This window comes from Streptomyces mashuensis, assembly GCF_014654785.1.
Lineage (GTDB): Bacteria > Actinomycetota > Actinomycetes > Streptomycetales > Streptomycetaceae > Streptomyces > Streptomyces mashuensis.
Window position 1 is genome coordinate 764698 of the sequence record NZ_BNBD01000002.1, and the last position, 13889, is coordinate 778586.

At 73.0% G+C, this 13889-nt stretch carries 11 protein-coding genes and 2 tRNA genes; 9 read left to right on the top strand and 4 right to left on the bottom strand.

The genetic code is table 11. The features are described from left to right. Positions 1–418 precede the first annotated feature (418 nt). On the top strand, positions 419–2185 hold the full coding sequence (locus IE305_RS08710; protein WP_190128843.1) for a putative bifunctional diguanylate cyclase/phosphodiesterase: 1767 nt from the start codon (positions 419–421) through the stop codon (positions 2183–2185). 24 nt (positions 2186–2209) lie between these two features. Here the strand turns inward: IE305_RS08710 and IE305_RS08715 are convergent, their stop codons facing one another. After that, entirely contained in the window at positions 2210–3298 is a 1089-nt protein-coding gene (locus IE305_RS08715) for an LLM class flavin-dependent oxidoreductase (protein WP_190128844.1), read from the bottom strand. A gap of 311 nt (positions 3299–3609) precedes the next feature. On the opposite strand from IE305_RS08715, the gene IE305_RS08720 reads away from it, so the two are divergent. The 5 genes from IE305_RS08720 (at position 3610) to IE305_RS08740 (ending at position 6759) form a co-directional block, all read left to right on the top strand. Further along, complete coding sequence (locus tag IE305_RS08720; RefSeq protein ID WP_190128845.1) at positions 3610–4368, top strand: IclR family transcriptional regulator; 759 nt, start codon at positions 3610–3612, stop codon at positions 4366–4368. Between the two features lie 110 nt (positions 4369–4478). Beyond that, a tRNA-Lys gene (locus tag IE305_RS08725) sits at positions 4479–4552 on the top strand. Positions 4553–4651: 99 nt separating this feature from the next. Beyond that, entirely contained in the window at positions 4652–5068 is a 417-nt protein-coding gene (locus IE305_RS08730; RefSeq protein ID WP_190128846.1) for a hypothetical protein, read from the top strand. Between the two features lie 78 nt (positions 5069–5146). Continuing rightward, positions 5147–5902 carry a DsbA family protein gene (locus tag IE305_RS08735; protein WP_190128847.1) on the top strand — a complete coding sequence of 252 codons (756 nt, stop codon included), beginning with the start codon at positions 5147–5149 and terminating at the stop codon, positions 5900–5902. Beyond that, complete coding sequence (locus IE305_RS08740) at positions 5899–6759, top strand: cytochrome c biogenesis CcdA family protein (protein WP_190128848.1); 861 nt, start codon at positions 5899–5901, stop codon at positions 6757–6759. Before IE305_RS08735 ends, IE305_RS08740 begins: the two co-directional genes overlap by 4 nt. A gap of 50 nt (positions 6760–6809) precedes the next feature. On the opposite strand, the gene IE305_RS08745 is transcribed toward IE305_RS08740, so the two are convergent. Beyond that, positions 6810–7400 (bottom strand): lytic polysaccharide monooxygenase auxiliary activity family 9 protein, encoded by a 591-nt coding sequence (locus IE305_RS08745; protein ID WP_190128849.1) that lies wholly within the window; start codon positions 7398–7400, stop codon positions 6810–6812. A 162-nt stretch (positions 7401–7562) separates the two neighbouring features. Then, positions 7563–8075: a C40 family peptidase gene (locus IE305_RS08750; RefSeq protein WP_190128850.1), complete on the bottom strand. Its 513-nt coding sequence runs from the start codon at positions 8073–8075 to the stop codon at positions 7563–7565. A 301-nt stretch (positions 8076–8376) separates the two neighbouring features. On the opposite strand from IE305_RS08750, the gene IE305_RS08755 reads away from it, so the two are divergent. From IE305_RS08755 to glxA, 3 genes are all read left to right on the top strand, one after another. After that, a tRNA-Lys gene (locus IE305_RS08755) sits at positions 8377–8450 on the top strand. A gap of 361 nt (positions 8451–8811) precedes the next feature. Next, entirely contained in the window at positions 8812–10713 is a 1902-nt protein-coding gene (locus IE305_RS08760; protein ID WP_190128851.1) for a glycosyltransferase family 2 protein, read from the top strand. 98 nt (positions 10714–10811) lie between these two features. After that, positions 10812–12689, top strand: a complete 1878-nt coding sequence (glxA, locus tag IE305_RS08765) for a radical copper oxidase GlxA (protein ID WP_229890753.1) — start codon at positions 10812–10814, stop codon at positions 12687–12689. 40 nt (positions 12690–12729) lie between these two features. Here the strand turns inward: glxA and IE305_RS08770 are convergent, their stop codons facing one another. Then, positions 12730–13797 carry a glycoside hydrolase family 6 protein gene (locus IE305_RS08770; RefSeq protein WP_190128852.1) on the bottom strand — a complete coding sequence of 356 codons (1068 nt, stop codon included), beginning with the start codon at positions 13795–13797 and terminating at the stop codon, positions 12730–12732. Positions 13798–13889: the final 92 nt, after the last annotated feature.

The window sequence follows — 13889 nt, forward strand, 5'->3', positions numbered from 1 at the left end:
GACGCACCACGTCGACCTCCGGGGACGGAATCGGGAGACCTCACCCACCCTCTTGTTATTTGCGGTGATATGCCCCGTTTCACTACCCCAGTCGAGTGACCAATAAGACTTCTGGGTACATCACACTGAGTCACATATGGTCAATCGAGGACGGCAGTCGAGAAGAACAGTCAGGCGACACCCGGCATGAGCGCGCACGAACGCGCAGGAACACGCAGAAACGGTCGGACCACCGCCGGCACCCGCCCGGCCCCCGGCCGGGCCGCTGGAACGGTCCCTGCGCGGGCTTTATGCTCGCCACACTTCCAGCACGGAATCCCCCTACAGACGGCCATTTGCCGTCTTTTCCACCACGCGTACGAGTCACCCCACCGCCGCACGGGTTCCGTGCGGACCCCATGCCACGCGGGAGCGAGCGTTGAGCGGAACACTCGACGGCAAGGGCGGCACGCCCGGTTCCGGGCCGCCAGTCGTCACGCAACGTAACGTCACGTCGGACGAATTCCGCGCTGCCTTCCGAGCCGCGCACCTCGGGATGGCCGTCGTCGGCCGCGACGGCCTCGTACGCACCGCCAACGACGCCCTCGGCGCGTTGCTGGGCACCGACCCCGAGCTGCTGCGCGACGCGCCCGCCGCCGAGTTCACCGGTCTGCGCGAGGACTCCCGCACCTGGACCGCCTACCGCGAGGTCCTGCTCGGCCGCCGGGACCGGCTGCACTGCACCCGCCGCCTCAAGCAGCCCGGCGGCCAAGGGGTGTGGGCGGAGGTGACGGTCACCCCGCTGCCCGAGACGCACGACGCCCTCCTGTCGGTCACGGACATCACCGACCGGCGCGAGCTGCGGGCCCGGCTGCGCCATCTGCGCATGCACGACCCCGTCACCCATCTGCCCAACCGCAGCCTCTTCTTCGAGCGCCTGGCCGCCGCCCTGGCCACGGCCGCCACGGCCCGCAGCCGCGGCGGCACCGGCCGGGTCGGGCTGTGCTACCTCGACCTGGACGGCTTCAAGGCCGTCAACGACACCCTGGGCCACCGCGCCGGCGACCGGCTGCTGGGCGCCGTCGCCAGACGCCTGAGCGAGTGCGCGGCGGAGGGCGGCCACCTCGTGGCGCGGCTCGGCGGCGACGAGTTCGCGCTGCTGGTGGAGGACTCCACGGGCACCCGGCAGGTGGTCGACCTGGCCACCGCCGTCCTGGAGCGGCTCCAGGAGCCGTTCGAGGTGGCCGGGCAGCGGCTGGCCGTCTCGGCCAGCATCGGCGTCGTCGAACGGCCCGCCGCCGGCACCCACGCCACCGAGCTGATGCAGGCCGCCGACACCACGCTGTACTGGGCCAAGGCCGACGGCAAGGCCCGCTGGACCCTCTTCGACCCCGAGCGCAACGCCCACCGGATGACCCGTCAGGCCCTCTCCAGCACCCTGCGGCCGGCCGTCGATCGGGAGGAGTTCGCCCTGCACTACCAGCCGCTGGTCGGGCTGGGCGACGGGATCGTCCGGGGCGTGGAGGCGCTGGTGCGCTGGCACCACCCGCAGTTCGGGACGTTGCCGCCGAACCGCTTCATCGGGCTGGCCGAGGAGACCGGCGCCATCGTGCCGCTCGGCCGCTGGGTGCTGGCCACCGCCTGCCGCCAGGCCCGCCGCTGGCAGCTCGACCACCCGGACGAACCCCTCGTCGTCAGCGTCAACGTGGCGGTGCGCCAGGTGTGGGACTCCGACCTGGTGGCGGACGTGGCCGAGATCCTCGCCGAGACCGGGCTGCCGCCGCACCTGCTCCAGCTGGAGCTCACCGAATCGGCCGTGATGGGCTCGGCCGGCCGGCCGCTCCAGCAGCTCCAGGCGCTCAGCGAGATGGGCGTGGCCATCGCCATCGACGACTTCGGCACCGGCTACTCCAACCTCGCCTACCTCAGCCGGCTGCCGGTCTCCACGCTCAAGCTCGACGGCTCCTTCGTGCACGGCTTCCGCACCGAGCACCACCCCAACCCCGCCGACGAGACGATCGTCGAGGCCCTGGTGCAGCTGGCGCACCGGCTGGGCCTCACCGTCACCGCGGAGTGCGTGGAGAGCGCGGAACAGGCCGAGCGGCTGGGCCGCATCGGCTGCGACACGGGACAGGGCTGGTTCTACTCCCGCCCCGTCCCGGCCGACCGCATCTCGGAGCTGCTCAGCACGGGGGCCCGGCCGTGACGCCGCCCGCCACGGCCGGAAGCGTCACATCCCGTACGCGTCGGCGATCAGCTCCAGGCTGCGCAGCCGCACCTGCGGGCCGTGCGCGTTGCTGGTGAGCATCAGCTCGTCCACGCCCGTGCGGCGCACCAGCTCGTCCAGGCCCGCCCGCACCTCGTCCGGCGAGCCGAAGATCACGGGGCGCAGCCAGTCGGCGACGAACTCGCGCTCGTGCTCCGCCAGCGGGTGCGCCTCGGCCTCCTCGGGGGTGGGGACGAGGCCGGGGCGGCCGGAGCGCAGCCGCAGCATCGCCACGGCACCGGTCATCACCTGGCGGCGCGCCTCGGCGGGGTCGTCGGCGGCGAGCGCCTGCACGCCGATGGAGGCGTAGGGGCGGTCGAGGACCTCGGAGGGGCGGAAGGACTGCCGGTACAGCTCCAGCGCCGGCAGCGTGTTCTGCGACGAGAAGTGGTGCGCGAAGGAGAACGGCAGGCCCAGCAGCCCGGCCAGGCGGGCGGAGAAGCCGGAGGAGCCGAGCAGCCATATGGCGGGCCGGTCGGCGCGCTGGACGCCGCCGGGCACGCGGCCCTGCACGGGCCCGGGCACGGCGTGGATGCGGGCGAAGGGGTGGCCGTCGGGGAAGTCGTCGTCCAGGAAGCGGACGAGGTCGGAGAGCTGCTCGGGAAAGTCGTCGGCGCCCTCGCGGAGGTGGTCCTGGCGGCGCAGGGCCGCGGCGGTCGCGCCGTCCGTGCCGGGTGCGCGCCCCAGCCCGAGGTCGATGCGGCCGGGGGCCAGGGCCTCCAGCGTGCCGAACTGCTCGGCGATCACCAGCGGGGCGTGGTTGGGCAGCATCACGCCGCCCGAGCCGAGCCGGATGCGCTCGGTGCGGGCGGCCAGGTGGGCGAGGATCACGGCCGGGGAGGAGCTGGCGACGCCGGGCATGGAGTGGTGCTCGGCCACCCAGAAGCGGTGGAAGCCGCGGCGCTCCGCGAGCCGGGCCAGCTCCGTCGTGGTCTCCAGCGCCTGCCGCGCGGTGCGGCCGCTGCCGACGGTGGCGAGGTCGAGCACGGACAGCGGCACGGGGGCCGTGCCCCGGGCCGTGCCCCGTACGGAGTGGTCGCGAACGTCGGACACCGTGGCCCGCCTCCCTGGTTGGTGTGTGTGCTGTGCGGCTGGTGCTGCCGGTGGGCAGCAACCGCAGCAACCGGAGAGTGGCTCCGTATATTCCGGGCGCGCCCCGGGGTTTTTCGGGGATGCCCCGTGAACGCCCCGGGGATCTTCCGGGGTGGTGACCCGGATCGTGCCCGGATGTCGTCAACGCCCTCTCGCCACCGCCCGTTTCGCGCTTATCGTGGAACCAGGCAGAACGACGGGGAACGACGAGGAACGAACGTCGAAGAACGAGCAAGAACGAGGGAGACGGCCCGACGGGAGGGGGGAAGACCGTGGCGCTCAGGCCCGAGCCGACCGCGCCGTTCCACTCCGTGCAGTACGCCCTGCGCGCGCTGGAGGCGGTCGCCCGGTACGCCGGCGGTGTGAGCGAGGAGCAGATCGCCCGGGAGACCGGCCTGCCCCCGGCCCACCTCGGCCACCTGCTGCGGATGCTGTGCCGCGAGGAGTACGTGGAGCGCACCGGCGACGGCGGCTACGTGTCCGGGGACGCCCTGGCCCGGCTGAGCTCCGCCGGCGACCGGCGCCGGGCACTCGCGCGCAAGCTCCAGCGCTCGCTGGACGTCCTGCGCGACACCGTGGGCGCCGCCGTCTACCTCAGCCGCTACGTCGACGGCGAGATACAGATCACGCAGTACGCGGACGGGCCCGGCACGCCCAAGGTCAACGAGTGGGTGGACTTCCGCTCCGCCGGCCACGCCATGGCGCTGGGCAAGTGCCTGCTCACCCAGCTCGACCAGGACGGCCGCCGCGACCACCTGTCCCGGCACCGCACCGCCCGCCTCACCTCGCGCACGATCACCAACGAGAAGGCGCTGTTCCGCGAGCTCGACGCCCAGCCCGCCGGGGTGCCGGTGCTCGACCTCCAGGAGTACGCGGTGGGCACCGTCTGCGCGGCGGTGCCGGTCACCGTGGGGCGGGCGGCGGGCTCGCTCGCCCTGTCGCTGCCCGTCGGCCACGCCCACCGGCTGCGGCAGGCCGCCGAGGCCCTCAACCGGCACGCCGCCCCGATGCTGCTCACCCTGGTGCTCTAGGGCCACGGCCCGGGGCGTGTCCAGGGGCGCGCCCGAGGGGCGCGAGGGGCCGGAGTGACCGGTGGTTCGGAGCACCCCTGCGGATCAGGTAGAGTTTTCTCTGTCAGCGGGCGCCGCTAGCTCAGTTGGTTAGAGCAGCTGACTCTTAATCAGCGGGTCCGGGGTTCGAGTCCCTGGCGGCGCACAGACAGGCGAAGGCCCTCACCTATGGTGGGGGCCTTCGTCGTCAGAGGGCCCGCCCCCGAAGGGCCGGGAAGACCACCGTGGGAAGGAGGAGCGGATCATGCGACGCCGCCGCCCGTCGGCCGCCGCCGTGCTCCTGCTGCTCCTCGCCGTCGTCCTGGCCCCCTTCCTCGCCGGAGGCCCGGCCGTCTCCGGCACCGCCGCTCCTTCCGCCGCCACCGCCTCCTCCCCCGTCACGGCCGCCGCCGCACAGGCCGGCAGCCGGGTCGCCGAGGACCACCCGCGCGCGGACGCCCCCGGCGGCACGGCCGGCAGCGGCGGCAGCTGCCGCCAGCAGGACGTCCCCCTGAAGGACGCCGAACCCGCCGTGGCCCACGCCACCGGCGACCCCCTCACCGGCCCCGCCCCGTCCCGTACGGCAACGCCCCGGGCCGCGGTGCCGCGCGCCGTCCCGCCCCGGGCCCCGCCCATACCCGTCGCCGGCTGCGCCGAGCTCCTCCCCGTCCTGCGGATCTAGACACCGCCCACCACGGCCCGCCCCGCGCCGGGCCGTGCTCCGGCATGCCCAGATCCGTACGACCCGGGAGACCCCTCCATGTCCGCACGCCCTTCCGCCCTCAGCACGCCGGGCCGCCGCATCGCCGCGGCCGGCGCGGTGCTCGCCCTCGTCGTGGCGCTCGTCGCCGCCGGCATCGCCATCGGCCGGGGCTCCGGCGGCTCCGGCGGCGACCGTGCCGCCACCGCCGCCGACGAGCCCGCCTTCGACCCGAACCAGGCCGCGTACGACCGCATCGAGAAGGCCACCAGCCGCCGCAAGGACGGCGACCCGATGGCCCTCGGCCGCGCCGACGCGCCCGTGGTGCTCGTCGAGTACGCCGACTACCAGTGCTCCTTCTGCGGCCGCTTCACCCGTGAGACCAAGCCCGAGCTGATCAAGAAGTACGTCGACGCGGGCGTGCTGCGCATCGAGTTCCGCAACTTCCCGATCTTCGGCAAGGACTCCGAGCGGGCCGCCCGCGCCTCCTGGGCCGCCGGCCGGCAGGGCCGCTTCTGGCCCTTCAACGACGAGCTCTTCGCCAAGCTCCGCAAGGGCGACGCCCTCGCCGAGGACAAGCTCGCCGACCTCGCCCGCACCGCCGGCGTCACCGACCTCGACCGGTTCCGCGCCGACCTGAACAGCACCGAGGCCGAGGAGGCCGTCAAGAAGGACCAGGAGGAGGGCTACGCCCTCCAGGTCCGCAGCACGCCCTCCTTCCTCGTCGGCGGCAAGCCCCTGGCCGGCGCCCAGCCGCTGAAGGAGTTCGAGGCCGCCATCGCGCAGGCCAAGGCGGTGAAGGCGGCCGGCCAGTGAGCGGCATCGGCTACCTGGCCGCCTTCCTCGGCGGCGTCCTCGCCCTGGTGAGCCCGTGCAGCGCCCTGCTGCTGCCGGCGTTCTTCGCCTACTCGCTGACCGGCGCCGGCCGGCTGCTGCTCCGCACCGGCGTCTTCTACGCGGGGCTCGCCACCACCCTCGTCCCGCTCGGCGTCGCCTCCACGGCCGCGAGCCGGCTGTTCAACGGCCACCGCGAGCTGCTGGTGACGGCCGGCGGCTGGCTGGTGATCGCGCTGGGCCTGGCCCAGATAGGCGGGCTGGGCTTCGCCTCGCGGCGCGCCCAGGCGGCCGCCGGGCGGATCACGCCGCGCACCGCCGCCTCGACGTTCCTGCTGGGCTGCGTCTACGGACTGGCGGGCTTCTGCGCCGGGCCGATCCTCGGCGCGGTGCTCACGGTGACGGCGCTGGACGGCAACCCCGTGCACGGCGCGTCGATGCTGGCCGTCTACGCCCTGGGCATGGCGCTGCCGCTGTTCGTGCTGGCGCTGCTGTGGGACCGGTTCCGGCTCGGCAGCCGGGGCTGGCTGCGCGGCCGCGAGCTGCGGCTGGGCCGGCTGCGGCTGCACACCACGTCGCTGGTCTCGGGGCTGTTCTTCGTCGCGATCGGGGTGCTGTTCCTGCGCTACGACGGGACGACCGGCCTGCCGGGGCTGCTCGACGCCGACCAGGAGTTCCGCCTGGAGGAGTGGGCCGCCCGCGCCGGCCGGGCGGTGCCCGACGAGGTCCTGCTGGCGGTGGTCGCGCTGGGGGTGGCCGGGGTGCTGGCGTGGGTGGCGTTCCGGCGCGGCCCCGGGCCGGCCGGCGGGGACGCCGCGCCGGAGTCCGGCGACCGCTGATCGGGCCGTCGGGCCAGGGCTCCACGGCCCGGGCCCGGCGGCGGACGGCGTCAGAACTCGACGTCGGAGCAGGCGTAGAACGCGTTGCCGGTGTCGGCGATCGTCCACACGGCGAGGATCATCTGCCGGCCGGTCTTCCCGGCGGGCAGCCTGCCCTGGTGGCTGACGGTGGCGTCGGGGATCCGGCCGTTGTAGGGGACGGTCAGGAACGGCGTGAGGTCGAGGTCCGCCCGGGTGAGCGGCCGGTCGGGCCGGTACCTGTCGTTGGTGAGGTAGTAGCGGAAGTCCGTGGTGGCGTGCCGGGCCGTGAGCCGCCAGCGGAACGTGTAGTTCTGCCCGGCGGCGACCCGGGTGGCCGGCCATGCGCCGCCGCGCGGGTCGTCGAGCTCGGCGAAGCGGCTGTTGCCGCCGGCGCACAGGGTGCCGTCGGAGGGGCCGTGGGACGGGAAGCCCTTGGGGCCCTCGACGGACTGGGGCTCCCACTGGATCTCGCCGCAGTCGGTGACGGCGCCCTGGGCGCAGAACACCTGGCGGCTGGTGGGTGTGTCGGTGTAGCCGTGGCCGGCGGCGCCGCCGGCCGGGACGAGGGTGAGACACGCGGCGGATAAGCCGATGACCGCCGCGCCGATCTTTCTGCGCATGGACATGCACTCCTCGAGAACGTGGGGGGTTCTGAGACGTGGGGGCCGCCAGGTCTAGACCAAATACGGCCACCTTGAGGCTAGCCCTCACGGATTCGTCATGTCCAGGCCAAACACAGTTCACAAATACCGGCTACGGAGGGGCAGCCGTCCGCCCGGGGCTCACTTCTTGCCGACCCGGCCGTACATGTGCGCGTCGTAGCGCTTGAAGGACGAGACGCGCACCCGCGTACCGCCGTGCGCCGCCTCCACGTACCGGCCTCCCCCCAGGTAGATGGCCACGTGATGCACCCCGGAGGCCGCGCCGTCGCTCGACCAGAAGACCAGGTCCCCGCGGCGCAGCGAGGCCCGCGGTATGCGGCGTGTGGCGCGGTACTGGTCGGCGGCCAGCCGTGGCAGCCGGACGCCGGCCCGGCGGTACGCCTGCTGCACGAGCCCGGAGCAGTCCCAGCGCCGGGGGCCGGTGCCGCCGTACACGTAGGGGTCGCCCACGTGCCGCAGGGCGTAGTTCACGGCGGGCCCGGGGCGGGGGCGGGCGGAGGCCGCGACCCCGGCACCGGGGCGCACCGCGGCGGCCGCGGCGCCCGGGGTCGCGATGACGGCCGTTCCCATGAGCGCCAGCAGGGCCCCGCACAGGGCGCGCCGGCGGCCGGTCTCGGGTATGTCTTCGGGCATCTCTCTCGCCTTTCGCCGGTTTCCTTGCTGATCCGGCTCCTGTTCCGGCGATTTTCCGGACGACTTTCCGGACGGTTCTCCGGAGGTGCGGAGCGCGGTGTGCGGCGACCGAGGGCGACGTCACGTCGCACGGCGATGACCCACGGTAGGGGTCGTCCACCCATCTAAGGGCATTCCGGGCGTCCTGGCGACCGGAGGGCGGCCGGCCGGGTGGCCGGTGCCCGCCCGCCGGCGGGCGGGCGTGGAGGCGGGGTGGTCAGGAGCACCCTCCGGCGTCGGGTAGAGTTTTCTCTGTCAGCAGGCGCCGCTAGCTCAGTTGGTTAGAGCAGCTGACTCTTAATCAGCGGGTCCGGGGTTCGAGTCCCTGGCGGCGCACGCGAGACTCAGGGCTCCTCACTTCGGTGAGGAGCCCTGAGTCGTTCCCGGAGTGATACGAACAGACAAGCGCTCGGCAGACTGCCGCTACTGTGCCGATTCTGACCACTTGCGCCACATTCACAGACGTCTTCGTTCGACGTACCGCTTTGCCCGGTAAACTCCTTGTTTCACCCTTGCGATCATGAGCCGCGGTCCGAGATCCTGAACCGCACGCTGCACCCAATGTCACGGTGTGGCCAGTGAGTTGGGTGGTGCCGGAGGGAGCCGGCACCGGCGTGCCCGCACGGCCGGAGGGGGGCCTGCGGGATCGTGCACCGCCATACACACGCAGTGCGTTCGCGTGCGGGGGGAATGAGTCATGACGTCCATGCCTGCCGACGCCCGGCAGCAGACCCGTGATCCGTCGGGGCCCGGCCCCGCGCGGCCCGGCGGCGGCCCGCGCCCGCCCGGCGCGCGCGCCCGGCCGCACGGCCCGGGGCACGTCCCGGCGCAGGTCCCGGCGCGCGGGCCGCGCAGACCCGCCCCCGCCCCGCACCCCCGCAGACCCCTGCCCCGCTACGACTACGAGCACTACAGCCGGCTCGCCGGGCCGCTCACCGACCCGGGGCCGCCGGGCGCCGGCCCGTACCGTGTCCGATACCGCAGCCTCCTGGCCGACGAGCCGCACCGCATCCGGGCCGCCCTGCTGCTGGGCGCCGCCCCCGTGGTCTCGCTGGGCCTGCTGATCTGGCTGATGCAGCCCGCCCACTGGACGCGGCGCGACGACGCACCGGGGTGGCTGCGGGCCCTGGACGTCGTGATGCTGGTCTCCATCGGGCTGATCGAGCTGTTCCGCACGCTCAACGTCACGTCGAACGCGCACGCCACCCTCGTCGCCCGCGACCCGATACCGGTCGTGCCCGAGAGCGGCACCCGGGTCGCCTTCCTCACCTCCTACGTGCCCGGCAAGGAACCGCTGGACATGGTCACCCGCACGCTGGAGGCCGCCGTCCGGGTCCGCCACCGCGGCCCCGTCGACGTCTGGCTGCTGGACGAGGGCGACGACCCGGAGGCCAGGGCCGTCTGCGCCCGCCTGGGCGTGCGCCACTTCACCCGCAAGGGCGTCGAGAAGTGGAACCGGCCCACCGGCCCGCACCGCGCCCGCACCAAGCACGGCAACTACAACGCCTGGCTCGACGCGCACGGCGACGACTACGACTTCTTCGCCTCCGTCGACACCGACCACGTACCGCTGCCGAACTTCCTCGAGCGCATGCTCGGTTACTTCCGTGACCCGGATGTCGCTTTTGTCGTTGGACCCCAGGTGTACGGGAACTACGACGCGGCGGTCACCAAGGCCGCCGAGAGCCAGCAGTTCCTCTTCCACGCCCTCATCCAGCGCGCCGGCAACCGCTACGGCACCCCCATGTTCGTCGGCACCAACAACGCCGTCCGCATCAGCGCCCTGAAGAGCATCGGCGGCCTCTACGACTCGATCACCGAGGACATGGCCACCGGCTTCGAGCTGCACCGCCACCGCAACCCCGGCACCGGCCGGCGCTGGCGCTCGGTCTACACGCCCGACGTGCTCGCCGTCGGCGAGGGCCCCGGCGCCTGGACGGACTTCTTCACCCAGCAGCTGCGCTGGTCCCGCGGCACGTACGAGACCATCCTCAAGCAGTACTGGAAGGCGCCCTTCAGCCTCCCGCCCGGCCCCTTCCTCAACTACACGCTGATGGTCATCTACTACCCGATGACGGCGATCAACTGGATGCTCGGCGCCCTCAGCTGCGCCCTCTTCCTGGGCCTGGGCGCCTCCGGCATCCAGATCGACTCCGAGATCTGGATGATGCTCTACAGCGACGCGGCCGCCCTGCAGATCGGCCTCTACATCTGGAACCGCCGGCACAACGTCTCACCGCACGAACCCGAGGGGTCCGGGGGCCTCGCCGGCATGGTGATGTCGGCCCTCTCCGCACCCATCTACGCCCGCTCGCTGATGGACGCCGTGCTGCGCCGCAAGAGCCGCTTCGTGGTCACCCCCAAGGGCGACTCGGCCAGCCCCGACACCCTGTTCGGCACCTTCCGCATCCACCTGTTCTTCTTCGTGGTCTTCGGGGGCTCGCTCGTCGCCTCGTTCGTCCTCGGCCACACCCACGTGGCCATGCGCACCTGGGCCACGCTGGCACTGCTGATCACCGTCGCGCCGGTCGTCGCCTGGGCCTGGACCGAGCACCGCGCCCGGCGGCCGCTCGCCCCGCGACCGGAGGAGGCCCGGTGAGCGCGGAGCGGAGAGCCCGCTGGGCCGGGCGGTTCCGGCCGAGCCGGCGCACCCGGCGGCTGGCCGTGGGCGCGGGCGTGTCGCTCGTGCTCGCCGCGATGAACGGGCCCGCGCTGTGGGGGTACGCCGCCGGCCAGTACCACGAGTACGCGATCAACCGGGACTCGTACAAGGAGCGCAACGGCCACTGGGCGGTCGTCGACGTGCCCCGGCAGTACCGGATCAACACCATCCACGCCGCCCTCCTGCACACGGGCAAGGTGCTGCTGGTCGCCGGCTCCGGCAACAACGCCAAGAACTTCAAGGCCAAGTCGTTCCGCACGGTCCTGTGGGACCCGGTGAAGAACACCTTCAAGAACATCCCCACCCCCAAGGACCTCTTCTGCGCCGGCCACGCCCAGCTCGCCGACGGCAAGCTGCTCGTGGCCGGCGGCACCCAGCGCTACGAGAAGCTGGAGGGCGACATCACCAAGGCCGGCGGGCTGATGGTCGTCCACAACGAGGACCCCGACAAACCGGTGACCCTGCCCGCGGGCACCCGCTTCACCGGCAGGTCCAACGGCAAGACGTTCGAGTCGAAGGACGCGCTGCTCGTGCCGCGCGCCCGGAAGACCGGCGAGGGCGCCGACGTGCGCGTCACCGCCAGCACCGCCCGCGTGTACGTCGAGGCGCTGGAGAAGGGCCGCGAGCACGAGACCGGCACCACCGACAACTACCGCGTGGACGGCCTCACCGGCGACGACGCCCGCAACGTCTACGGCATCGCCAACAAGCTGTCGTTCGACAAGAAGGACTTCCAGGGCATCCGCGACGCCTACGAGTTCGACCCCGTGGCCGAGCGCTACATCACCGTCGACCCCATGGAGGAGGCCCGCTGGTACCCGACGCTGACCATGCTCCAGGACGGCCGCATCCTGTCGGTCTCCGGGCTCGACGAGATCGGGCAGGTCGTCCCCGGCAAGAACGAGGTCTACGACCCGGCCACGAAGCGCTGGAGCTACCTGCCCAAGGAACGGTTCTTCCCCACCTACCCGGCGCTGTTCCTCACCGACGGCGGCAAGATCTTCTACACCGGTTCCAACGCCGGCTACGGCCCCGCCGACCGCGGCCGGGTGCCGGGCGTCTGGGACGTGGAGAGCAACGAGTTCACCGAGGTGCCGGGCATCGGCGACCCCGACCTGCTGGAGACGTCGATGTCCGTGCTGCTGCCGCCCGCGCAGGAGCAGCGCTACATGGTGCTGGGCGGCGGCGGGGTCGGCGAGGACCGCAGGTCCACGGCCCGTACCCGCATCGTCGACCTGCACGACGAGGAACCCCGCTTCCGGGACGGGCCGGACCTCTACGCCAAGGTCCGCTACCCCAGCAGCGTGATCCTGCCCGACGACACCGTGCTGACCACCAACGGCTCGGGCGACTACCGCGGCCGCAGCGACTCCAACGTGCTGCGCGCCGAGCTGTTCGACGCCCGGGACGACAGCACCCGCCCGGTCGCCGACCCGCTGGTCGGCCGCAACTACCACTCGGGGGCGCTGCTGCTGCCCGACGGCCGGGTGATGACCTTCGGCTCGGACTCGCTCTTCGCCGACAAGGACAACACCCGCATGGGCACGTTCCAGCAGCAGATCGACCTGTACAGCCCGCCCTACCTGTTCCGCGAGGACCGGCCTGAGATCAAGGACGGCACGCCGAGGACCGTGGCGCTGGGCGGGGACACGACGTACACGGTCCAGTCGGCCGAGCCGCTGGCGCGCGCCCGGCTGATCCGGCCGGGGTCCTTCACCCACGTCACCAACGTCGAACAACGGTCGATCGCCCTGGACATGAAGGTGGCGCAGGACGGGCGCGTGACGCTGACCCTGCCGAAGGACCCGTCGCTGGTGCCGCCCGGCTGGTACATGCTCACCGTGGTCGACCGGAAGGGCACGCCGTCGGAGGCGGTGTGGGTGAAGGTGCCGGTGGCGGAGGACCTGCGGTGAGGGCGCGGTAGGGGCGCGCTGAGGGCGGGCCGGGGTGCGCTCAGCCGCTGTTGCGGGCGAGTTCGAGGGCGTACTTCTCCCACCACTGGCCCGCGTCCGGGCCGCCCTGGCAGGAACCGTCGGACTCCCCCGGCCGTTTGATCCACAGGAAGGCGTCGACGAGGCGGTCCCCGGTCCGGATGGTCGGGGGCTCGCCGAGCGCGCGGCCGGCGGGGTTGCACCACGCCTTCTCGTGGTCGGCGCCGCCACCGGACAGGGGCCCGTTGCCGTTGCGGCTGGTGTCGATGACGAAGTGCTTGCCGCCCAGCAGGCCGGACAGCCGGTGCCCGTAGTCCTTGCTGGCCTTGGTGGTCTGGAAGTTGGAGACGTTGAGGGCGAAGCCGTCGGCCTGGTCGATGCCGGCGCGGCGCAGCGGCTCGGCCATGCGGTCCGCGGGCGTCACCCAGCTGGGGTTGCCGGCGTCGAGGTAGACCTTGGTGCGGGGCAGGGCCTTGAGCTTGCCGACGGCCTCCTTGAGCAGCGCGTACCGCTCCTCGTGGAACTGGCGCGGGGTGCAGCCGTCCTCCATGTGGGGGAGGGCGTCGGGTTCGAGGACGATGGTCGCGGCGCGGTCGCCGATGCCGGCGACGGCCTGGTCGAGCCAGGAGCGGTAGGCGTTGCCGTCGGCGGCGCCGCCCTGGGAGTACTGGCCGCAGTCGCGGTGCGGGATGTTGTAGAGGACCAGCAAGGCGTCGCGGTCGGCCTTGGCGGCGGCCTCGGTGAAGCCGCGGGTCTGGCCCTCGGGGTTGTCCGGGCCGATCCACTCGGCGACGGGCTGCCGGGCGATGCGCTGGAGGAGCTGCGCCTCCTGCTGCCGGCCGTCCTTGCCGAGCCGTACGGCCTCGCGGGCGGCGGTGCCGTCGGGGTTCACCCAGAACGGGGAGCGGTCCTTGGGCTGCTGGGAGGGCGGGGAGACGGCGGCGGCCCGCTGCTGGTCGCCGGCGTCGCTCTCGTCGTCGGAGGCGCCGGAGCAGCCGGGCAGGGCGAGCAGTACGGCCGTCACCGCGAGGGCGGTCCTGCGCCTGCGCGCGCGGGGCGTCCGGGCCGGTCGGCGGTCGGTGCCGTACATCCACTCCCCCTTGGGTGTACCGCTGGTGGAGATGCCTGTGACGTTGACTGTGGAAATGTCGGTGCCTTGGCCATGCTGGCACAGAGGTGCCC